Source organism: Streptomyces sp. CA-288835 (assembly GCF_050936385.1).
GTDB lineage: Bacteria > Actinomycetota > Actinomycetes > Streptomycetales > Streptomycetaceae > Streptomyces.
Map to the genome: position 1 here is coordinate 7,997,089 of NZ_JBNJMW010000001.1, position 19,637 is coordinate 8,016,725.

At 68.8% G+C, this 19,637-nt stretch carries 21 protein-coding genes; 12 read left to right on the top strand and 9 right to left on the bottom strand.

The features are described from left to right. The first annotated feature begins 42 nt into the window (after nt 1-42). The 3 genes from ACQEVY_RS36060 (at nt 43) to ACQEVY_RS36070 (ending at nt 2,414) form a co-directional block, all read left to right on the top strand. Entirely contained in the window at nt 43-417 is a 375-nt protein-coding gene (locus ACQEVY_RS36060; protein ID WP_432953683.1) for a hypothetical protein, read from the top strand. A gap of 108 nt (nt 418-525) precedes the next feature. Further along, nucleotides 526-1,632 carry an amidohydrolase family protein gene (locus ACQEVY_RS36065; RefSeq protein WP_432953684.1) on the top strand — a complete coding sequence of 369 codons (1,107 nt, stop codon included), beginning with the start codon at nt 526-528 and terminating at the stop codon, nt 1,630-1,632. A 29-nt stretch (nt 1,633-1,661) separates the two neighbouring features. Then, nucleotides 1,662-2,414: a nucleotidyltransferase domain-containing protein gene (locus ACQEVY_RS36070; RefSeq protein ID WP_432953686.1), complete on the top strand. Its 753-nt coding sequence runs from the start codon at nt 1,662-1,664 to the stop codon at nt 2,412-2,414. Between the two features lie 60 nt (nt 2,415-2,474). Here ACQEVY_RS36070 and ACQEVY_RS36075 read toward each other — a convergent pair whose 3' ends face one another. From ACQEVY_RS36075 to ACQEVY_RS36085, 3 genes are all read right to left on the bottom strand, one after another. Further along, a complete protein-coding gene (locus ACQEVY_RS36075; RefSeq protein WP_432953688.1) occupies nt 2,475-3,485 on the bottom strand; it encodes a COX15/CtaA family protein in 1,011 nt (336 codons plus the stop codon). A 74-nt stretch (nt 3,486-3,559) separates the two neighbouring features. Beyond that, nucleotides 3,560-4,276, bottom strand: a complete 717-nt coding sequence (locus tag ACQEVY_RS36080) for an ABC transporter permease (RefSeq protein ID WP_432955586.1) — start codon at nt 4,274-4,276, stop codon at nt 3,560-3,562. A gap of 50 nt (nt 4,277-4,326) precedes the next feature. Further along, nucleotides 4,327-5,250 carry an ABC transporter ATP-binding protein gene (locus ACQEVY_RS36085; RefSeq protein WP_432953690.1) on the bottom strand — a complete coding sequence of 308 codons (924 nt, stop codon included), beginning with the start codon at nt 5,248-5,250 and terminating at the stop codon, nt 4,327-4,329. Between the two features lie 252 nt (nt 5,251-5,502). Here ACQEVY_RS36085 and ACQEVY_RS36090 point away from each other — a divergent pair, with 252 nt between their 5' ends. Then, nucleotides 5,503-6,420 carry a glycoside hydrolase family 16 protein gene (locus tag ACQEVY_RS36090; RefSeq protein WP_432953692.1) on the top strand — a complete coding sequence of 306 codons (918 nt, stop codon included), beginning with the start codon at nt 5,503-5,505 and terminating at the stop codon, nt 6,418-6,420. A gap of 24 nt (nt 6,421-6,444) precedes the next feature. Here the strand turns inward: ACQEVY_RS36090 and ACQEVY_RS36095 are convergent, their stop codons facing one another. The 4 genes from ACQEVY_RS36095 to ACQEVY_RS36110 are packed head-to-tail and all read right to left on the bottom strand — an operon-like array spanning nt 6,445 to nt 9,558. Next, on the bottom strand, nt 6,445-8,511 hold the full coding sequence (locus ACQEVY_RS36095) for an ATP-binding protein (RefSeq protein WP_432953693.1): 2,067 nt from the start codon (nt 8,509-8,511) through the stop codon (nt 6,445-6,447). A gap of 23 nt (nt 8,512-8,534) precedes the next feature. Next, complete coding sequence (locus ACQEVY_RS36100; RefSeq protein WP_432953695.1) at nt 8,535-8,795, bottom strand: hypothetical protein; 261 nt, start codon at nt 8,793-8,795, stop codon at nt 8,535-8,537. Then, nucleotides 8,792-9,166 carry a response regulator transcription factor gene (locus ACQEVY_RS36105; RefSeq protein ID WP_328772451.1) on the bottom strand — a complete coding sequence of 125 codons (375 nt, stop codon included), beginning with the start codon at nt 9,164-9,166 and terminating at the stop codon, nt 8,792-8,794. Before ACQEVY_RS36105 ends, ACQEVY_RS36100 begins: the two co-directional genes overlap by 4 nt. Next, nucleotides 9,166-9,558: a response regulator gene (locus tag ACQEVY_RS36110; RefSeq protein WP_432953697.1), complete on the bottom strand. Its 393-nt coding sequence runs from the start codon at nt 9,556-9,558 to the stop codon at nt 9,166-9,168. The genes ACQEVY_RS36105 and ACQEVY_RS36110 overlap by 1 nt, the downstream gene beginning before the upstream one ends. A 230-nt stretch (nt 9,559-9,788) precedes the next feature. Between ACQEVY_RS36110 and ACQEVY_RS36115 the strand changes: the two genes are divergently transcribed. The 8 genes from ACQEVY_RS36115 to ACQEVY_RS36150 all read left to right on the top strand — a co-directional run bounded on the left by ACQEVY_RS36115 (nt 9,789) and on the right by ACQEVY_RS36150 (nt 16,426). Continuing rightward, a complete protein-coding gene (locus tag ACQEVY_RS36115; RefSeq protein ID WP_432953699.1) occupies nt 9,789-10,523 on the top strand; it encodes a helix-turn-helix transcriptional regulator in 735 nt (244 codons plus the stop codon). Continuing rightward, nucleotides 10,520-11,941: a Fe-S cluster assembly protein SufB gene (gene sufB, locus ACQEVY_RS36120; protein WP_432953701.1), complete on the top strand. Its 1,422-nt coding sequence runs from the start codon at nt 10,520-10,522 to the stop codon at nt 11,939-11,941. Before ACQEVY_RS36115 ends, sufB begins: the two co-directional genes overlap by 4 nt. A 103-nt stretch (nt 11,942-12,044) precedes the next feature. Beyond that, nucleotides 12,045-13,262: a Fe-S cluster assembly protein SufD gene (gene sufD, locus ACQEVY_RS36125; protein ID WP_432953703.1), complete on the top strand. Its 1,218-nt coding sequence runs from the start codon at nt 12,045-12,047 to the stop codon at nt 13,260-13,262. Nucleotides 13,263-13,267: 5 nt separating this feature from the next. Continuing rightward, nucleotides 13,268-13,585 carry a non-heme iron oxygenase ferredoxin subunit gene (locus tag ACQEVY_RS36130; protein ID WP_165340025.1) on the top strand — a complete coding sequence of 106 codons (318 nt, stop codon included), beginning with the start codon at nt 13,268-13,270 and terminating at the stop codon, nt 13,583-13,585. Between the two features lie 7 nt (nt 13,586-13,592). Beyond that, entirely contained in the window at nt 13,593-14,357 is a 765-nt protein-coding gene (gene sufC / locus ACQEVY_RS36135; RefSeq protein WP_432953704.1) for a Fe-S cluster assembly ATPase SufC, read from the top strand. Beyond that, nucleotides 14,354-15,610 carry a cysteine desulfurase gene (locus ACQEVY_RS36140; protein ID WP_432953706.1) on the top strand — a complete coding sequence of 419 codons (1,257 nt, stop codon included), beginning with the start codon at nt 14,354-14,356 and terminating at the stop codon, nt 15,608-15,610. Before sufC ends, ACQEVY_RS36140 begins: the two co-directional genes overlap by 4 nt. 19 nt (nt 15,611-15,629) lie before the next feature. Continuing rightward, nucleotides 15,630-16,097, top strand: coding sequence for a Fe-S cluster assembly sulfur transfer protein SufU (gene sufU, locus ACQEVY_RS36145; protein ID WP_328772458.1), 468 nt, complete (start codon nt 15,630-15,632; stop codon nt 16,095-16,097). Next, nucleotides 16,094-16,426 carry a metal-sulfur cluster assembly factor gene (locus tag ACQEVY_RS36150; protein ID WP_033317897.1) on the top strand — a complete coding sequence of 111 codons (333 nt, stop codon included), beginning with the start codon at nt 16,094-16,096 and terminating at the stop codon, nt 16,424-16,426. The genes sufU and ACQEVY_RS36150 overlap by 4 nt, the downstream gene beginning before the upstream one ends. Before the next feature lie 85 nt (nt 16,427-16,511). Here the strand turns inward: ACQEVY_RS36150 and ACQEVY_RS36155 are convergent, their stop codons facing one another. Continuing rightward, nucleotides 16,512-17,459, bottom strand: a complete 948-nt coding sequence (locus ACQEVY_RS36155) for an AbfB domain-containing protein (protein ID WP_432953708.1) — start codon at nt 17,457-17,459, stop codon at nt 16,512-16,514. A 301-nt stretch (nt 17,460-17,760) separates the two neighbouring features. Further along, complete coding sequence (locus ACQEVY_RS36160) at nt 17,761-19,524, bottom strand: hypothetical protein (protein WP_432953710.1); 1,764 nt, start codon at nt 19,522-19,524, stop codon at nt 17,761-17,763. Nucleotides 19,525-19,637: the final 113 nt, after the last annotated feature.

Below are 19,637 nucleotides of genomic sequence, written 5' to 3' on the forward strand. Positions count from 1 at the left end.
CGCCCGTCGCCGTTTGATCTACCCGTCGGTAGCATCCTGACCATGGAAGACACGGCAGATACGGCAGACACCCAGCAGGCCGACGAGGCCGCGGACGGCAAGAAGGCCGCCGGGGCGGAGCGTCGTGTGGCGCGCCTCACCAAGCAGATCTCGTCCTTCGCCAAGGCCCATGGCGGTGCCGAGGGCCAGATCGCGTACCTGGGACAGCGGGGCGCCCGCATCGTCCTCGTCGGCGAGGACGGGGAATGGGGCGACCTGGTGGCCCCGACCTACGCGATGGCCGAGCAGGCGGTCCAGAAGTCCGGCATCACCGTCCACGAGTCCTTCGACGGCGAGTTTGCGGCGAAGGTCAAGACGGGACCGTACGAGTGGAAGCGGATGGCCGGGATCCAACTGGGCGGCCCGCGCAATACCTGACGCTTCCCGGCGGGGGCGCAGAGAACTGCGCTTCCGCAGAGCAACACCCGACCACCGGCTCACCCGTTAGGACCTGCAAGAGCAGGGCCCAACCGCGGGGGAGTCCCGATGATCGAAACGCCGTCGCTGGTGGACCAGTACTGCCATGGTGTGCTGCGCACGGAGCTGGGCCTTGGCACCTTCGAGGCGCACCTCGCCGGGGGAGAGGGCAGACCCGCTGCCGGCACGACCTTCTTCGACACCCAGACCGGGTTCGCCGTACGCCGCTGGTGCCCGCCCCTCCTCGGTCTGGAGCCGCACTGTCCGCCCGCCCACTACCTCGCGCGACGCCGTGAGCTGGGCGTACTGGAGTCGGGGCGCAGGCTGTTGCGGGGCAGCGGGATCACGACCTATCTGGTCGACACCGGTCTGCCGGGCGATCTGACCGGGCCCGGCGAGATGGCCTCGGCCGGGGGCGCCGACGCCCACGAGATCGTCCGCCTGGAACTGCTCGCCGAGCAGGTCGCCGACACCTCCGGAACCGTCGAGTCGTTTCTCGCCAACCTCGCCGAGTCGGTGCACGCGGCGGCGGCCAACGCCGTGGCGTTCACATCGGTGGCAGGCGTACGACACGGTCTGGCGCTGGCGCCCGAACCGCCGGACCCCGGTGAGGTGCGGGGCGCGGCGGGCCGCTGGCTCACCGACCGCCGCGTCGGCGGCACCCTGTCCGACCCGGTACTGCTGCGGCACCTCCTGTGGATCGCCGTCGCCTCCGGCCGCCCGCTGCAACTGCACGCGGGACTCGGCGAAGGGGACCTGCGCATCGACCGCACCGACCCCGTCCTGCTCACCGACTTCGCCCGCGCCACGGCCGGCCTCGGCACCGACCTGGTCCTGCTGCACGGCTACCCGTACCACCGGCACGCCGCGCATCTCTCCGGCGTCTTCCCGCATGTGTACGCCGACCTGGGCGCCGCCCTCGTCCGTACGGGCGCCCGCGCCTCCGCCGTACTCTCCGAGATCCTCGAACTCGCCCCCTTCGGCAAGCTCCTCTTCTCCTCCGGCGCCCACGGACTGCCCGAACTCCATGTGGTCGGCGCCCGCCTCTTCCGCGAGGCGCTGGCCAGGGTGCTCGGTACCTGGGTCGCCGAGGGGGCGTGGTCGCTGGCCGACGCGGAGCGGGTGGCGGGGCTGATCGCGGCCGGAAACGCGCGGCGGGTCTACGGGCTGGAGTGAGTCGCCCGCACCGTGCGCAGACTGTGGGCATGACACGCAGCGACGCGACCGACCGGCTCCTGGATCGCTTCCTCGGCGAACTGCGCGAGCTTGCCCCCGTCGCCGTATGGGCGCATGGCTCCCTCGGCGGGGGCGACTACCAGGAGGGCCGTAGCGACCTGGACCTGATCGCGGTCCTGGACGACCCGATCACGGCGAGGACGGTGTGGCGGGTGGCGCGGCTGCACGCCCGACTGCGCAACGAGCCACTCGTCGACAAGCTGCACTGCGCCTACCTGACGCCCGGCACTGCGGCGGGCGCGGAGCGACGGCACCTCATCTGGCGGCACGAGCGCCTGGCCAAGTTCCCCGTCACGCCGGTTACTCGGCGTGAGCTGCACAGCTTCGGGCTGGTCCTGCAGGGCGAGCCGCCCACGGGCCTGCTGCCGCCCGTACCGGACCACGAACTCGCCGAGTTCGTCCTGCGCGACCAGCGGGACTTCCTGCGACGGGAGGTGGACCGGGCGAGCAACTGGACGCAGGACATCTGGGTGGACTACGGGCTCGTCACACACGCCCGTGCCGCGGTCACGCTGAAGGACGGGCGGCTGATCACCAAGCAGGAGGCACTGGAGCTGCTGCCCGGATTCGGCGCCCCTGTAGAGGTGGTCGAGGACGTCAGACGGAGGCGGTACGGGGGCGATGGTGCGCCGCCGAGTGAGGAGTGGACCGTGCGCAGGGCCGAGCTGACCCGGGCCTATCTCGGGCAGGCGATCGACAGCCTCGTACGGGCCTATGCGTGACGCACGCGCGCGTGGAGCACGTTTTCGTGTCTACGCGCGCGTGGCGACTCGTTTTTGCACCTACGCGCGCGTGGCGACCCGTTCCGTCGGCTGCCCGGCCCCCGGAGCCTCCACGACCTCGTGCCGTTCCCGCAGCGACAGCAGCACCCTCAGCGTCGCGATCCACACCAGGCAGGAGCCGAGCATGTGGGCGCCGACCAGGATCTCGGGGAGGTCCGTGAAGTACTGGACATAGCCGACGATTCCCTGCGCGAGAAGCACCAGGAAGAGGTCGCGGGTGCGGTGGCGGGGGACCTTGGGGGCGTCGACGGCCCGTAGGACGAACCACAGGGCGAAGGCCAACGTCACCACGATCCAGGCCAGGACGGCATGCAGCCTGGTGACGTTCTCCCAGTCCAGCGGGATGCGCTCGACCTCTCTAGAGTCACCGGCGTGCGGGCCCGCGCCCGTGACCACCGTGCCCACCGCGATCAGCAGGGCCGTGACGGCGACCAGGGCCCACACGAGCTGCTGCACCGACTTGCTGACCAGCGGATGCGGCGCGGAGTTGCCCTCCCTGGTGCGCTGCCACATGACGGTGGCGACGGCGATCAGGGCGGAGGTCAGCAGGAAGTGGGCGGCGACCGTGTACGGGTTGAGGCCCACCAGGACGACGATGCCGCCGAGCACCCCGTTGCCCATCACGACCCAGAACTGCGCCCAGCCGAGGCGGGTGAGGCCGCGCCGGCACGGCTTCGCGGAGCGGGCCGCGATGATCGCCCAGCCGACCGCGGCGCTCAGGACGTACGTCAGCATCCGGTTGCCGAACTCGATGTACCCGTGGATGCCCATCTCGTGCGTGTTGGTCAGCGAGTCCTCGGAGCACTTGGGCCAGGTCGGGCAGCCGAGCCCGGAGCCGGTCAGCCGTACGGCGCCGCCGGTGACCACGATGACCACCGCCATGACGAGTGCGGCGAGGGCCGCTCGCTGAACCGTCCGGGGCTTCGGGGTCCAGCGTTCGGCGATGAAGGCGAGCGGGTTGCGCACGGCCTCGACGGCGTTCGCGCGGGTCAGATTCGGCACGGGCACCATGGTAGGCGGCCGCTTGTGCACGCCTTCACGAGGGGGGAAGGCGTCTGATCCGCCCTGCTCAGGCATACTCCCCGCTACTCCCAGCGGAAGAAACGGGCGGCGGCAGCGAGGCCCACGACTCCCCAGGCGGCCAGGATCCCGAGGTTCCCCCACGGCATCCCGGCGCCGTGCTGGAGCACGTCCCTCAGCCCGTCGGAGAGGGCCGAGATCGGCAGCAGGCCGAGCAGGGACTGGGCGGTGTCCGGGAACTTGTCGAGCGGGACGACTACCCCGCCGCCCACGAGCAAGAGCAAGAAGACCAGGTTCGCGGCGGCCAGCGTAGCCTCCGCCTTCAGCGTGCCCGCCATCAGCAGGCCGAGGCCCGAGAAGGCGGCCGTGCCGAGGACGAGCAGGAGCAGGACGGCGAGGGGGTTGCCGCTCGGCGACCAGCCGAGGGCGAAGGCGATCACCGTGACCAGGATGACCTGGAGGATCTCCGTGACCAGCACGGAGAGCGTCTTGGCCGCCATCAGCCCCCAGCGGGGGAGCGGTGAGGTGGCGAGACGCTTCAGTACGCCGTACCGCCGCTCGAATCCCGTCGCGATGGCCTGCCCCGTGAACGCCGTCGACATGACCGCGAGCGCCAGGATGCCGGGGGCCAGGAAGTCGACCGCCTCGCCCTCGCCCGTATCGACGATGTCCACCGAGCTGAACAGCACGAGCAGCAGCGTCGGGATGACGACCGTCAGCAGCAACTGCTCGCCGTTGCGCAGCAGCATCTTCGTCTCGAGCACCGCCTGCGCCGCGATCATGCGGGTCAGCGGGGCCGCCCCGGGCTTCGGGGTGTACGTACCGGCCGTAGTCACGAACGAAGCTCCTTGCCGGTCAATTCCAAAAACACGTCCTCCAGGGTGTGCCGTTCCACCGAGATCTTCTCCGGCATCACTCCGTGCTGGGCGCACCAGGAGGTGACGGTCGCGAGCAGTTGGGGGTCGATCTTGCCGCCCACGCGGTATGCGCCCGGCGTCAGTTCGGCCGCCGTGCAGTCCGCCGGAAGGGCCTTGAGCAGGGAACCTATGTCGAGGCCGGGACGGCCGCTGAAGCGGAGCGTGTTCTCGGCGCCGCCGCGGCACAGCTGCTCGGGGGAGCCCTGGGCGATGACCCGGCCGGCGTCGATGATCGCCACGTCGTCGGCGAGTTGCTCGGCCTCGTCCATGTAGTGCGTGGTGAGGATCACCGAGACGCCGTCCGCACGTAGATCGCGTACGAGGTCCCAAGTGGCCCGGCGCGCCTGCGGATCGAGTCCGGCGGTCGGCTCGTCCAGGAAGACCAGTTCGGGCCGGCCGACGACGGCCATCGCGAGCGCGAGCCGCTGCTGCTGGCCGCCGGACAGCCGCCGGTAGGTCGTACGGCCGCAACTGCCAAGCCCCAGGCGCTCGATCAGCGCGTCCACGTCCAGTGGATCCGCGTGCAGCTTGGCCATGTGGCGGAGCATCTCGTCGGCGCGGGCGCCCGAGTAGACGCCGCCGGACTGGAGCATCACGCCGATCCGGGGGCGCAGGGCCGCGGCCTCGCGCACCGGGTCGAGCCCTAGGACGCGTACCGTCCCCGAGTCCGGCTTCCGGTACCCCTCGCAGGTCTCGACCGTGGTTGTCTTGCCCGCCCCGTTGGGACCCAGTACGGCGGTGATCCCCGTCCCGGCCACCAGGTCGAGGCCGTCCACCGCGGTCTTCGTGCGGTACCGCTTCACCAGGGCCTGGACCTGGACGACGGGGTCACTTCGCATGGCCCCGAGTCTAGGTACGCGCCCGGCGCCCGGATCGGGCGGGTTGGTGAACCTCCTGAGAACCCCTGCGATCCCCTTCGCCGGGTCCTCCGCTCGGTGTGAACCGGTACCCCTGACACTGCGCACTTTGGGCTGTTCGGGTGAATCGGATCTAACTGCCATATGGCGATCTTTAGGCGGTGCTTCAGTTGTCATGGTCCGCCCAGGGCGGAAGCGGACGTCTTCTCCCTTCCGCAGAAAGGCAGTTGACACATGATCAGAAGCACCTCGTGCTCACGGCTGAGAGCCGCCGCCGGCCTCCTCGCCTTCGGGATGCTGTGCGCGACCCTCGTCGTACTCCCCGGCTCATCACCCGCGAGTGCGCAGCCCGTCGGCCCGGCACTGTTCGACGACTTCAACTACACCGGCTACACCGACCCGCGGATCTCCCAGCACGGCTGGACCCTCAGGTCCGGCCAGGGCGGCCCCGGCGTGCCGGGCGCCACGTGGCGGCCGCAGAACTTCACGTTCGGCACCGAGTCCGGTAACTCGATCATGACGATGCGATCGGGCACCAGCGGGACCGCGAGCACCACCCAGCACACCGAGATCTACCACCAGCGCAAGTTCCACTACGGCACCTACGCCGCGCGGGTCCGCTTCAGCGACGTACCGGTCACCGGACCGGACGGCGACCGCATGGTGCAGACGTTCTTCACCATCTCGCCGCTGAACTTCCCGTTGGACCCGGCCTACAGCGAACTCGACTTCGAGTACCTGCCGAACGGCGGCTGGGGCAGGCCGAGCAGTGCGCTGCTCGCTTCCTCCTGGGAGACGTACTCGGAGACTCCGCCTGTGGAGGTGCACACGACCACCGAGGAGCGGGCCAGTTTCGCCGGGTGGCACGACCTGGTCATCACGGTCGACACCGAGGCGGTCACCTACTACATCGACGGCCGGCTATTCGCCCGGCACGTCGAGCCGTATCTGCCCGAGTCGACGATGAGCATCCGCTTCAACCACTGGCTGATCAACCTGACGGGCATCAGCAGCCGGAGGACACGCGCGTACGAGGAGAAGGTCGACTACGTGTACTTCTCCCAGGACCAGATCCTCAGCCCGGCCGAGGTGACGGCCGCCGTCACCGACTACCGGACGCGGGGGGTGACCTTCGAGGACACCGTTTTCTGAGGTGTTCGTGTACGGCGGGGCGGCTCAGGTCGGAGGGGCCGCCCCGTTCGCGTCGGCGATCGGCAGCAGGGCGGTGAAGGTGGTGCCGTGTCCCTCCTCGGAGCTGACCTGGATCTCGCCGCCGTGGTTCGCCACGATCGTGCGGACGATCGTCAGCCCGAGGCCCGTGCCCGGAATGGCCGCGTCGGTCGCGTTCGAGGCGCGGAAGAACCGCTGGAAGAGCTTCTCCTGTTCGTCGGCGGGGATGCCCATGCCGGTGTCGCTGACGCTCAGGACCGCCTGTCGGTCCCGGGCTTCGGCGCGGACGGTGACCTTCCCGCCCTCCGGGGTGAACTTCACGGCGTTGGACAGCAGGTTCATCAGGACCCGGTCGAGCTGGTCGCTGTCCGCCCGCAGCACCAGGGGCCGGGAGGGGAGCCGTGTCTCCACGGTGACGGAGGCGGCCCCGGCGGTCGGCCGGATGGCGTCGGCCGCCGACGCCACCAGGCGGCACAGGTCCACGGGTCCCTTCTTGGAGCTGAACGCGCCCGACTCGATGCGCGAGAGGGTCAGCAGGTCCTCGATGAGCGTCCGCAGGCGGTTGGCGTTGCGGTCGACGACGTCCAGCATGTGCTGTTGCGGCTCGGTGAGCGGTCCGGTCTCCTCGTCCTTCAGCAACTCCAGATACCCGACGATGCTGGTCAGCGGGGTGCGCAGCTCGTGGGAGACCGTGGACAGGAAGTCGCTCTTGGCCTTGTCCAGGGCGCGCAGCTTCTCCACCAGGTGCGTCTCCTGCTTGTAGAGCAGCGCGGTGTGCAGTGCGCGGCCGGCACCGGCGGCCATGAACTCGGCGGTCTCGATCTCCACCGGGCGCCAGGGGCGGTCCTGCCGGGTCCGCGCGAGGAATACGGCACCGAGTGGCTGGTCACCGACGCCGACCGGGACGACGAGTATGCCGACCAGGCCCAGCGCCTCGGCCGCCGCCCGGGCGTCCGGCGGCAGGACGTCCTCGCCGAAAGTGCCGGGCGCTCCGGGCAGCGGTGATCCCTCGGCCAGCGCGGTGGGCAGATCGTTGTGGCACCAGGCCGTTCCCCGCCGGTAGTGATCGCGTACGACGTCGAGGGGGACGGGCGGAATCGGCTGCTCGTGCGCGGGGAGCAGACCTCTGCCCGCACTCCACGCGCGTGCCACGCGGACGACGGGGCTGTCCTTTTCGGTGAGCAGGACGAAGGCGTGATCGGCGTCCAGGCCCTCGCCGAGTCCGGCGCACGCCGTGTCGAGCACCTTTTCCACGTCGAGGTGCTCCCGGATGTGGATGCCCACCGCCCGTGCGACCCCGGCCAGTTCGGCGCGTTCCTGCTCGATCTCCCGCATCCGGTCGCTCTCGTCGGCGAGCACGTTCACCGACCGCGCCACCGCCTTGATCTCCTCCGGTCCCTTCTCCTCCGCCCGCGCCGAGTGGTCGCCCGAGGCCAGCCGGTACAGGGCCAAAACGGTGCTCTGCAGTGGCCGGGTGAGGGCGCGGGTGGTGCGTACCGCCGCGTAGAGGGCCAGTGCTCCGCCTGTCGCCATGAGGAGGCCGACGCTCCAGGCGCCGAGGTCGAGGATCGTGTCGGCGCGGTCCTCCGTACGCTCGATGTCGGCGTTGAGCTGTTCCTCCAGCCGGTGGTTGGCGGCCTCGAAGGCCGCGAACGGCCGCGCCGCCTGCGTGGTCAGCCGGACGGCACCCTGGCTGCCGGGCGAGGATTTCGCCTGCCGGTCGGCGATGCGTACGTAGGCACGCAGGTGACGTTCCTGCGTCGTGAGATTCCGCCGGGCCGCCTCGGTGGTATGTCGCCGGACCATGGCCAGGGTGGCGAAGACATCGTCACGCGACCGGAGGTAGCTGCTCCGCTCGGTCGCGTCTCCCGTGAGCAGGTACGTGCGCACGGATCGGTGCATATGGCCCGCCTGGTCGTGCACGCCGTGGTTCTCGCGTACCACCGGCGCCAGTTGATCGACGGCCTCGTCGTGCAACTCGTCCGCCATTCTGGCGGTGGTCAGCGCGCCCGCTCCGACGAGCAGAAGCAGAGCGATCAGAAGTCCGAAGGTCACGGCGAGCCTGCGTGCCACACCGCGCCGCCTGGTGGTGCTCCTCAATGCCGATCACCGCCCTCCCGGACCTGTTCGGGCGCGCCGAATCCGCTGCGCGTCATCGAGCCCCACTCCTGCGGGGCGTGGGCCGCCCGGGTCCGTACCTCGATGTCGGCTTCCTCGCGCAGCGCACGGGCCACCTCGGCGGCCCGGAAAATGGCGCCGGTCACCCCGAGCGCCTTGGTGACGGTCAGCAGGCTCAGCATCAGTACGAAGGCCGGAAGGCACAGCGGTGCCCAGGTGACGACGGCGGTGTTGATCACCGATCGACCCGGGTGAGCATCGCGGTGACCCGGCTGGACAGTTCGCGGGGGCTGAAGGGCTTGATGATGTAGTCGTCGGCGCCCGCCGCGAAGCCCAGTTCGACGTCTCCCTCCTGGGACCGGGCGGTGATCAGGATGACGGGCAGCGACGCGGTCTCGGGCGCGGAGCGGACCTCCCGGCAGACGTCCAGTCCCGACATCCCCGGCATCCGTATGTCGAGGAGTACGAGATCCAGCGGCTGCTCGCGCACCACGCGCAGCGCGGCCATGCCGTCCTCCACGGCTGTGACCTGGTGGCCGCTCTGGACCAGCTTGAACGCCACGAGATCCCGGATGTCGGCGTCGTCGTCGGCGATCAGGACACGAGCCATTACTCCTCCTGCGCTACGGAGCTTCGGTTTCGGTAGGAATCGACGAGCCGCGCCACCGCGGGCTGCCGGAACGGCTTGGCCAGCAGCCCGTCCGTCGCCAGCTCGACCAGGTCCTCCCGGTTGAGCACGGACGAGACGACGAGGTGGCACCGCTTCGTCCGCTCGTCCGCCCGTAGCCTCCGGATGACCTCCCGTCCGTCGATGCCGGGCAGCAGTACGTCGATGATCACCATGTCCGGAGGCTCGGCGAACGCCAGCTCCAGCCCTTCCTCACCGGTGTCCGCGACGGTCACACGGCACCCGAGGCCACCGAGATGCCGCTCCAGCAGGGCACTGACATCCCGTTCGTCCTCGATCACCAGGACATGTACGAGTCCCTGCTCAGAGCCCATCGCCAGTCCGATCCAAGAGGGCGGTCAAGTGGGGCAGTTACTTCCAAATTAGGGTCAACATGGATCTCTCGCCACATGAGGCCCTTAGCCCCCAGAGGTGTGCGGGACGCCGCTGATCGATCAAAGATCGTTCGCGCAGGTCACCTTAGGTATGCCTAAGTGATGCACCGCACGCCGGGCGACCCGGACGCGGGTTGTCACGCTCTCGGGAATTACGCAACAATGGTGTTGTGAAAAACGTCGGCCAGGCTCCGCAGGAGGAACTCGCGACCGGGGAGCGCTCCACGCGCAACCGGGTGGCGCGGTCCATCCTGGACCACGGCCCGTCGACCGTCGCCGACCTGGCCGGCCGCCTCGGCCTCACCCAGGCGGCCGTACGCCGGCATCTGGATGCCCTCGTCGCCGACGACGTCGTGGAGCCCCGCGAGAAGCGTGTCTACGGAGCGCGTACGCGCGGTCGCCCCGCCAAGGTCTTCGCGCTGACGGACTGCGGCCGGGACGCCTTCGACCAGTCGTACGACAAGCTCGCGGCGGACGCGCTGCGCTGGATCGCCGAGCGCGAGGGCGGTGACGAAGCCGTCGCCGCGTTCGCCCGCGCCAGGATCGCCGCACAGGCCGGGGCGTACCGCAAGGCCATCGAGGCCGCCACCCCCGACAAGCGCACCGAAGCCCTCGCCAAGGCCCTGAGCGCGGACGGGTACGCTGCTACGGCGCGCAGCGCTCCCCTTCCACAGAAGGGCGAGCAGCTCTGCCAGCACCACTGCCCGGTCGCCCATGTCGCCGAGCAGTTCCCCCAGCTGTGCGAGGCGGAGACCGAGATCTTTTCCCAGCTGCTCGGGACGCACGTCCAGCGGCTGGCCACCATCGCCCATGGCGACGGCGTCTGTACGACGTTCATCCCCAAGGCAAGTCACCAGACCACCGATAACGCATCTGCAAGCACGGCCGGGAGGAACCCCGCATGACTCTCCCCACGGAGACTGCCCACCCTGAGCTCGAGGGTTTGGGCACGTACGAATACGGCTGGGCCGACTCCGACGTAGCCGGTGCCTCTGCCAAGCGCGGCCTCAGCGAGGACGTCGTCCGGGACATCTCCTCGAAGAAGAACGAGCCGGAGTGGATGACCAAGCTCCGCCTTAAGGGCCTGCGCCTGTTCGAGAAGAAGCCCATGCCGAACTGGGGCTCGGACCTGTCGGGCATCGACTTCGACAACATCAAGTACTTCGTACGTTCCACGGAGAAGCAGGCGGAGTCCTGGGAGGACCTGCCCGAGGACATCAAGAACACGTACGACAAGCTCGGCATCCCGGAGGCGGAGAAGCAGCGCCTCGTCGCCGGTGTCGCCGCTCAGTACGAGTCGGAGGTCGTCTACCACCAGATCCGCGAGGACCTGGAGGAGCAGGGCGTCATCTTCCTGGACACCGACACGGCCCTGAAGGAGCACCCGGAGCTCTTCAAGGAGTACTTCGGGACCGTCATCCCGGTCGGTGACAACAAGTTCGCCTCGCTGAACTCCGCCGTGTGGTCCGGCGGCTCCTTCATCTACGTGCCGAAGGGCGTGCACGTCGAGATTCCGCTCCAGGCCTACTTCCGGATCAACACGGAGAACATGGGCCAGTTCGAGCGGACGCTGATCATCGTCGACGAGGGTGCCTATGTGCACTACGTCGAGGGCTGCACGGCGCCGATCTACAAGTCGGACTCTCTGCACAGCGCGGTCGTCGAGATCATCGTCAAGAAGAACGCCCGCTGCCGCTACACGACCATCCAGAACTGGTCGAACAACGTCTACAACCTGGTCACCAAGCGCGCCGTCGCCTACGAGGGCGCGACCATGGAGTGGATCGACGGCAACATCGGCTCCAAGGTGACGATGAAGTACCCCGCCGTCTACCTGATGGGCGAGCACGCCAAGGGCGAGACCCTGTCCATCGCCTTCGCCGGCGAGGGGCAGCACCAGGACGCCGGCTCCAAGATGGTCCACATGGCGCCGAACACCTCCTCCAACATCGTCTCCAAGTCGGTGGCACGCGCCGGCGGCCGTACGTCGTACCGCGGCCTGGTGGAGATCGGCGAGGGCGCCGCGGGCTCGAAGTCCAACGTGCTCTGTGACGCGCTGCTCGTCGACACGATCTCGCGGTCCGACACCTACCCGTATGTGGACGTCCGCGAGGACGACGTGTCCATGGGCCACGAGGCGACCGTCTCCAAGGTCTCCGAGGACCAGCTCTTCTACCTGATGAGCCGCGGTCTGAGCGAGTTCGAGGCGATGGCGATGATCGTGCGCGGCTTCGTCGAGCCGATCGCCAAGGAACTGCCCATGGAGTACGCGCTTGAGCTCAACCGGCTGATCGAGCTGCAGATGGAGGGCGCGGTCGGCTGACCGACCTCCGGTCCGACGTCCAGAACGTCTAGGGGGGCGGAAGATCCGCCCCCCACCAGCAGCCCGAAGACTCATTACGTAGGAAGAGAGCAGACCGACAGCCATGGCTGAGGCTCCGAACTCCCCCACCCTCGAATCCGCTCGGGCGGGGGGACCCCCACCGCTGGGCTCCACCACCGCCGGCCAGATCGCGGTCGCCGCCGAGTCGACCGTCGCCACGCGCATGAGCGCGCCCCCGTCTTTCGACGTGGCGGACTTCCCGGTCCCGCACGGCCGCGAGGAGGAGTGGCGGTTCACCCCGCTGGAGCGGCTGCGCGGGCTGCACGACGGCACCGCCGTCGCCACCGGCACCGGCGTGAAGGTCGACGTGCAGGCCCCCGAGGGCGTCACCGTCGAGACCGTCGGCCGCGACGACGCCCGCATCGGCAAGGCGGGCACCCCGGTGGACCGCGTCGCCGCCCAGGCGTTCTCGGCGTTCGAGCAGGCCGGCGTGATCACCGTCCCCAAGGAGACGGTGCTCACCGAGCCGATCCGCGTCGCCGTGCACGGCGAGGGCGGCATCGCCTACGGACACCAGGTCGTCGAACTCGGAGCATTCGCCGAGGCCGTCGTCGTCATCGACCACACCGGTGACGCTGTGCTCGCCGCCAACGTCGACTACGTCCTCGGTGACGGCGCCAAGCTCACCGTCGTCTCCGTCCAGGACTGGGACGAGAAGGCCGTCCACGTCGCCCAGCACAACGCGCTGATCGGCCGCGACGCCTCCTTCAAGTCCGTCGTGGTGACCTTCGGCGGCGATCTCGTACGCCTCCACCCGCGCGTCCAGTACGCCGGACCCGGCGGTGAGGCCGAGCTCTTCGGCCTGTACTTCACCGACGCGGGCCAGCACCAGGAGCACCGCCTCCTCGTCGACCACAACACCCCGCACTGCAAGTCGAACGTCGCCTACAAGGGCGCGCTCCAGGGCGACGACGCGCACGCCGTGTGGATCGGTGACGTGCTGATCGAGGCCAAGGCCGAGGGCACGGACACGTACGAGATGAACCGGAACCTCGTCCTGACGGACGGCGCCCGGGTCGACTCCGTACCGAACCTCGAGATCGAGACCGGCGAGATCGTCGGCGCGGGCCACGCCAGCGCCACCGGCCGCTTCGACGACGAGCAGCTCTTCTACCTGATGGCCCGCGGCATCCCCGCCGACGAGGCCCGCCGCCTCGTCGTCCGCGGCTTCTTCGCCGAGCTGGTCCAGCAGATCGGCGTCGACGACATCGAGGAGCGGCTGCTCGTGAAGATCGACGAGGAGCTGGAGGCGTCGGTCTGATGGCCATCGCGTTCGTACGCGCCTGCGGGCTGAGCGAGCTGGAGGAGGACACCCCGAAGCGGGTGGAACTCGACGGCACGCCGGTCTCCGTCGTGCAGACCGAGGGCGAGGTGTTCGCGATCCACGACATCTGCTCGCACGCGAACGTCTCGCTGTCGGAGGGCGAGGTGGACGACTGCCACATCGAGTGCTGGCTGCACGGCTCGCGTTTCGATCTGCGCTCCGGGAAACCCGACGCCCTTCCCGCGACCCGCCCCATTCCCGTATACCCCGTCAAGATCGAAGGGGACGACGTGCTCGTCTCCCTCACCCAGGAGTCCTGAGGCACCCATGGCAACGCTTGAAATCCGAGACCTGCACGTCACCGTCGAGGCCGACAACGCCACGAAGGAGATCCTCAAGGGCGTCGACCTCACCGTGAAGCAGGGCGAGACGCACGCCATCATGGGCCCGAACGGCTCCGGCAAGTCGACTCTCGCCTACTCGATCGCGGGTCACCCCAAGTACACGATCACCGAGGGCACCGTCACCCTCGACGGCGAGGACGTCCTGGAGATGTCCGTCGACGAGCGCGCCCGCGCCGGCCTGTTCCTCGCCATGCAGTACCCGGTCGAGGTCCCCGGCGTCTCGGTCTCCAACTTCCTCCGTACGTCCGCCACCGCCATCCGCGGCGAGGCCCCCAAGCTGCGTACGTGGGTCAAGGAGGTGAAGGAGGCCATGCAGAACCTCAACATGGACCCCTCCTTCGCCGAGCGCAACGTGAACGAAGGCTTCTCCGGCGGTGAGAAGAAGCGCCACGAGATCCTTCAGCTGGAGCTGCTCAAGCCGAAGATCGCGATCCTCGACGAGACCGACTCCGGCCTCGACGTCGACGCGCTACGAGTCGTCTCCGAGGGCGTCAACCGCGTCCGCGAGACCGGCGAGGTGGGCACGCTGCTCATCACGCACTACACGCGCATCCTGCGCTACATCAAGCCCGACCACGTCCACGTCTTCGCGGGCGGCCGCATCGCCGAGTCCGGCGGTCCCGAGCTCGCCGACAAGCTCGAGGCCGAGGGATACGAGGCATACACGAAGGGTGGCGTATCCGCGTGACACAGCTGCCGGGCCTCCTCGACACCGAGGCGATCCGCAAGGACTTCCCCGTCCTGGACCGACAGGTCCACGACGGCAAGAAGCTGGTGTACCTGGACAACGCGGCGACCTCGCAGAAACCGCGCCAGGTACTGGACGCCCTGAGTGAGTACTACGAGCGCCACAACGCCAACGTCCACCGCGGTGTGCATGTGCTCGCCGAGGAGGCCACGGCGCTGTACGAGGGCGCGCGGGACAAGGTCGCGGAGTTCATCAACGCGCCCAGCCGCGACGAGGTGATCTTCACCAAGAACGCCTCCGAGTCCCTCAACCTCGTGGCCAACATGCTCGGTTGGGCCGATGAGCCCTACCGCGTGGACCACGAGACCGAGATCGTCATCACGGAGATGGAGCACCACTCCAACATCGTCCCGTGGCAGCTACTGGCGCAGCGGACGGGCGCGAAGCTGAAGTGGTTCGGCCTGACCGACGACGGCCGCCTCGACCTGTCGAACATCGACGAGATCATCACCGAGAAGACGAAGATCGTCTCCTTCGTGCTGGTCTCCAACATCCTCGGCACCTTCAACCCGGTCGAGGCGATAATCCGCCGGGCGCAGGAGGTCGGCGCCCTCGTCTGCATCGACGCCTCGCAGGCCGCGCCGCACATGCCGTTGGACGTACAGGCACTCCAGGCCGACTTCGTCGCCTTCACCGGCCACAAGATGTGCGCCCCGACCGGCGTCGGCATCCTGTGGGGCCGCCAGGAACTCCTCGAGGACCTGCCTCCGTTCCTCGGCGGCGGCGAGATGATCGAGACCGTGTCGATGCACTCGTCGACGTACGCACCGGCGCCGCACAAATTCGAGGCCGGTACGCCGCCGATCGCGCAGGCGGTCGGCCTCGGCGCGGCGATCGACTACCTGAACTCCATCGGCATGGAGAAGATCTGGGCCCACGAGCACGCGCTGACCGAGTACGCGGTCAAGCGCCTGTCGGAGGTCCCCGACCTGCGGATCATCGGCCCCACCACGGCCGAGGAGCGCGGCGCCGCGATCTCCTTCACGCTCGGCGACATCCACCCCCACGACGTGGGCCAGGTCCTCGACGAGCAGGGCATCGCGGTGCGGGTCGGCCACCACTGCGCCCGCCCCGTCTGCCTGAGGTACGGAATTCCTGCGACCACGCGAGCGTCGTTCTATCTGTACTCCACGCCGGGTGAGATCGACGCACTCGTGGAAGGCCTGGACTACGTACGGAACTTCTTCGGCTGAGGGATTGGCGAGCGATCGCATGAAGCTGGATTCGATGTACCAGGAAGTCATCCTGGACCACTACAAGCACCCGCACGGGCGTGGTCTGCGGGATGGCGACGCCGAGGTGCACCACGTCAACCCGACGTGCGGTGACGAGATCACGCTGCGCGTGAAGTACGAGGGCACGCAGATCGCTGACGTGAGCTACGAGGGCCAGGGCTGCTCGATCAGCCAGGCCTCCGCCTCCGTACTGAACGAACTGCTCGTCGGCAAGCAGCTCGCCGAGGCGCAGAAGATCCAGGAGACCTTCCTGGAGCTGATGCAGTCCAAGGGCCGCCTCGAGCCGGACGACGCGATGGAGGAGGTCCTGGAGGACGCAGTCGCGTTCGCCGGGGTCTCCAAGTACCCCGCCCGTGTGAAGTGCGCCCTGCTGAGCTGGATGGCCTGGAAGGATGCGACGGCCCAGGCCCTGGGCGAGGCCGACGCCGAAAGGAAGACGGCATGAGCGAGACCATTGAGATGAAACCGGCCTCGGAGGAAGAGGTCCGCGAGGCGCTGTACGACGTGGTCGACCCCGAGTTGGGCATCGACGTCGTCAACCTCGGCCTGATCTACGGCATCCACATCGACGACGCGAACATCGCGACGCTCGACATGACGCTGACCTCGGCGGCCTGTCCGCTGACGGACGTCATCGAGGACCAGGCCAAGTCCGCCACGGACGGCCTCGTGAGCGAGCTCCGCATCAACTGGGTCTGGATGCCCCCGTGGGGCCCCGACAAGATCACGGACGACGGACGCGAGCAGCTGCGGGCACTCGGGTTCAACGTCTGAGACCTCTGAGTTCGCCTATACGTGTGTGGGGGCCCCGGCAGCTGCCGGGGCCCCCACACGTTTGGGATCACTTCTGTCGGTCGGCTCAGCTCAGGCCATCGACCAGCCGGAACGCCGAGTCGGCCCGATAGAGACCGCTGTGCTCGTACCGCTCAAGGCGGAGCTGGAAGTTGCGGTGGCGCACAAAGCTTCCGGGGAAGTTGACCGCCTCCAGCATCACGGCGCCGGAGTGCGAGGTCGGGCGCGGGCAGAAGGTGGCGTCCTTCTTGAAAAGCTCCGAGCCATCGTGGCGGCCCGTACGGAGCTGGAAGTTGAGGTGGCGGACATAGCCGCCGTCGCCCGTGGAGAAGGACACGCAGTTGGAGTCGGCGAGGCCGGGCACGAGCGTGAAGCTGGAATCCTGCCGCGTCTCGGCGGAGCTACCGGAGCTCACCTGGTCGAGACGGCCGGTGCCGTCGCTGAAGTGCCAGTAGCGGTCCGGGTAGTTGACCGCCTGGACCGACTTCAGCGAGGTGGAAGCCGGCGGCTTGGCCGGGGGCTTGTTGGGGGCGGAGGGCTTCGACGGTTGCTTGATGGGCTCGGAGCCCCGCCCCTGCTCCTCGGAGGAGTCGCCCTTGCCGTCCGAGGCGGCTTCCTCGGGGCTCGGCTGCGGTGAGGCAAGGCCGCTCTTTCCGCTGGGCTCCGTGGTGGGGCCCTCGGGAGGCGTGAAGTCGGGGACGACCGGTTGCGAGGCGGAGGTGGTCTGCGGCCCTTGCGACTCCTTGCCCTCGGTCTGGTCGAGGACCGCGATCGCGGTCACCGTGGAGGCCAGCACCGCCACGGCCAGTACGCCGGCCAGGTAGAGGCGGCGCGTCCCGGGTATGCGGCCGCCGTCGAGGTCCTCGCCGGTCTCCCATACCTTCGGGGGCGCTTCCGCGGCGGCGGGGAGTTTCGGATCGGCCGTACGGGCAGCGGCACGTGGGGGGCGAGCCTGCGCACCCTTCGGCTCGGGCGCGGGCTGGTCCGGACCGGGTCCGGGCTTGCTGTCTGGCATGCGCTGTTCCTCCAGCGTCGCCCTGAGGCGAACGAGGATTGGTCATGTGTTCTCGCCAGGGGCGGAACACGAGAGGAAGCGGAGGTCGCGGCGTCCGGAACATACGGCTGTAGCCGGGGGACTCCGGTGCGCGACGTGGAAACAGTAGTGGACCCGGCACGTTCTGAGCAGACGTTTCAGAGAGCGGTTTCAAAACGCAGAGAACAATTTCATAACCTGAAGCAAATTGCCCTGACTTGGCCCTCCGACCTGCACCGTCCCGTGCGCTCCGCGCAGGCAGCGCACGGGACATGACGTGACGTCAGCGGGCGAATGCCGACAGTCCGGCGGCGATCCGCTCCCGGCTGCCGTCGTTCTGAACCGGCGCCGCAGTGAGCACGTCCAGGTGCTGGTAGCCCGGCAGGACCACCGGGTTCTCGTCCTGCGGAATGTGGTCCGCCAGGATGCCGTCGCCCGCGATGAACGTGACCTTGGGGTTCGCGGTGAGGCCCTCCTTGTGCACCAACTTGCGCGCGAGCTGTGGATCGTCGATCAGCTGGATGTCCGTGACCAGCCTGGTCGGGAAGTAGTCCTCCGTGAAGTCCAGCGGCTGTTCGGAGAGGCTGCGGGCCAACTCCCCGATGTCGGTGACCTCCTTGGCGGCGGCGGTGAACGGGGTGCCATTGGCCGAGCGGTACACCGGGTCGTCGGCCGCGCCCACCCGGTTGTAGTTGCGCCAGGTGTAGAGAGGGCCGCCCGGCTCATCCGGGATGGCCTTCAACTCCGTACCGAAGAGGGCTGGTTGGGACGGGGCATCGTTCGAGACGGGGAAGTTCTTGTCCACGATCCGGCCGCCACCGCCGTCGGCACCGCCCGCACTGTCGAAGAAGCCCACGCTCGTCTGGATGAAGGCGAGCGGTGCCGAGTGGTCGTCCATGAAGGCGCCCAGTACGGCCTCGTTGGTGAGCCGGAAGTCGCGGATGGTCGGGCTGCCCTTCAGGAAGACCTCGGAGTTCTTGGAGAAGAGCATGCGGCCCGTCGTCTCGATGTTGGTGTTCGACGGGACCGAGTCGAGCAGCGCGGATTCGGCGTCGGGCGCTTCGCGGGCCGCCAGGCCGCTCAGTGCGAGCAGGTTCATCGTCTCGGGGTTGAGCACCGCGGGCAGTGCGAGGAAGCGGGGCAGAACTCCGGTGCGCAGCCCGGCCTGTACGGCGGCGTAACCGATGCTCGTGTCCGGGATCAGCCCCGGCAACAGGGACCCGCCGGGACCGTTCCCGCCGGACGGCGTGCCGTTCAGGTCGTCCAGCGAGGTGGAGATCGTGGTGTCCAGGGCGAAGTAGCCCGCGCACTGGTTGAAGCCCGCGTCCGCCTTCGTCGCCGGGTTCCCGTCGAAGTCCCAGGTGGCGAAGACACCGGTGAGAACGCCGCCCAGCGAATGCCCGCCGCACAGCACCTTCTCCTTGCGCAGCTTCTGGCCGGGCAGTTCGGCGGCCAGCAGGTCGTACTGGTCGCGTACGGTCTGCTCCAGGCCGACCTCGGCGAGCCAGCCCGCCTTGTCGCTCGTCAGAAAGCCGTCGAATTTACGCCCTTCGACCTGCTTGCCGCCGTAGTAGTAGTCAACTGCCTTGGCCGCACTGCCTGTTGCGATCCCGGCGTTGTCCTCAAGGCAGTTGGAACGCCGGTCCAGCGCCCAGAACTCGATGTGCCGGCCCTTCTCGGCCGCCGCCTTCACCGTGTTCCGGGCCACGCTGTCGAAGGCGCCCGCGCCCTCCAGAATGCCCGGCTGGGCGACCAGGATCCGGTCGGCGTCGGCGGACTTCGACGGCCCGTCCGCGGACCGGTAGCGCAGATACGACAGCCAGTCGCAGCGCGCCGGGTGGCTGCCGACCGAGGCCGGCAACGGGATCCGTACCGACACCTTGGTCTCGATGACGTCGGTGACCGGGGACGTGGACTCCACGGCCTTCTCGGTACGACCCGTTGTCCCGTCCGCCGACGGTGCCACGGTCAGCGCCGCCGCGGCCAGCGCTCCGGCGGCCAGTGCGCGCGTCCAGGGCCTGTTGCGATGTGCGGCTCCTTTGCTCATGACCGCACCTAACCAGCGGTAACTCACCGGCTCTACAACGGAATACGCGCAAGCGGTGGCGCGCCTTGCGCGGATCCGCACAACACCGCCGCCCGGTCGCGGGTCCGTTCTGG

Bases quoted from the DNA above. Each gene is read 5' to 3' on its own strand.
- sufD (WP_432953703.1), top strand. From the start codon at position 12,045: ATGGCTGAGGCTCCGAACTCCCCCACCCTCGAATCCGCTCGGGCGGGG.
- ACQEVY_RS36070 (WP_432953686.1), top strand. From the start codon at position 1,662: ATGACACGCAGCGACGCGACCGACCGGCTCCTGGATCGCTTCCTCGGC.
- sufC (WP_432953704.1), top strand. From the start codon at position 13,593: ATGGCAACGCTTGAAATCCGAGACCTGCACGTCACCGTCGAGGCCGAC.
- ACQEVY_RS36155 (WP_432953708.1), bottom strand. From the start codon at position 17,459: ATGCCAGACAGCAAGCCCGGACCCGGTCCGGACCAGCCCGCGCCCGAG.
- ACQEVY_RS36150 (WP_033317897.1), top strand. From the start codon at position 16,094: ATGAGCGAGACCATTGAGATGAAACCGGCCTCGGAGGAAGAGGTCCGC.
- ACQEVY_RS36075 (WP_432953688.1), bottom strand. From the start codon at position 3,485: ATGGTGCCCGTGCCGAATCTGACCCGCGCGAACGCCGTCGAGGCCGTG.
- ACQEVY_RS36105 (WP_328772451.1), bottom strand. From the start codon at position 9,166: ATGGCTCGTGTCCTGATCGCCGACGACGACGCCGACATCCGGGATCTC.
- ACQEVY_RS36065 (WP_432953684.1), top strand. From the start codon at position 526: ATGATCGAAACGCCGTCGCTGGTGGACCAGTACTGCCATGGTGTGCTG.
- ACQEVY_RS36110 (WP_432953697.1), bottom strand. From the start codon at position 9,558: ATGGGCTCTGAGCAGGGACTCGTACATGTCCTGGTGATCGAGGACGAA.
- ACQEVY_RS36080 (WP_432955586.1), bottom strand. From the start codon at position 4,276: ATGATCGCGGCGCAGGCGGTGCTCGAGACGAAGATGCTGCTGCGCAAC.
- sufB (WP_432953701.1), top strand. From the start codon at position 10,520: ATGACTCTCCCCACGGAGACTGCCCACCCTGAGCTCGAGGGTTTGGGC.
- ACQEVY_RS36085 (WP_432953690.1), bottom strand. From the start codon at position 5,250: ATGCGAAGTGACCCCGTCGTCCAGGTCCAGGCCCTGGTGAAGCGGTAC.
- sufU (WP_328772458.1), top strand. From the start codon at position 15,630: ATGAAGCTGGATTCGATGTACCAGGAAGTCATCCTGGACCACTACAAG.
- ACQEVY_RS36090 (WP_432953692.1), top strand. From the start codon at position 5,503: ATGATCAGAAGCACCTCGTGCTCACGGCTGAGAGCCGCCGCCGGCCTC.
- ACQEVY_RS36160 (WP_432953710.1), bottom strand. From the start codon at position 19,524: ATGAGCAAAGGAGCCGCACATCGCAACAGGCCCTGGACGCGCGCACTG.
- ACQEVY_RS36060 (WP_432953683.1), top strand. From the start codon at position 43: ATGGAAGACACGGCAGATACGGCAGACACCCAGCAGGCCGACGAGGCC.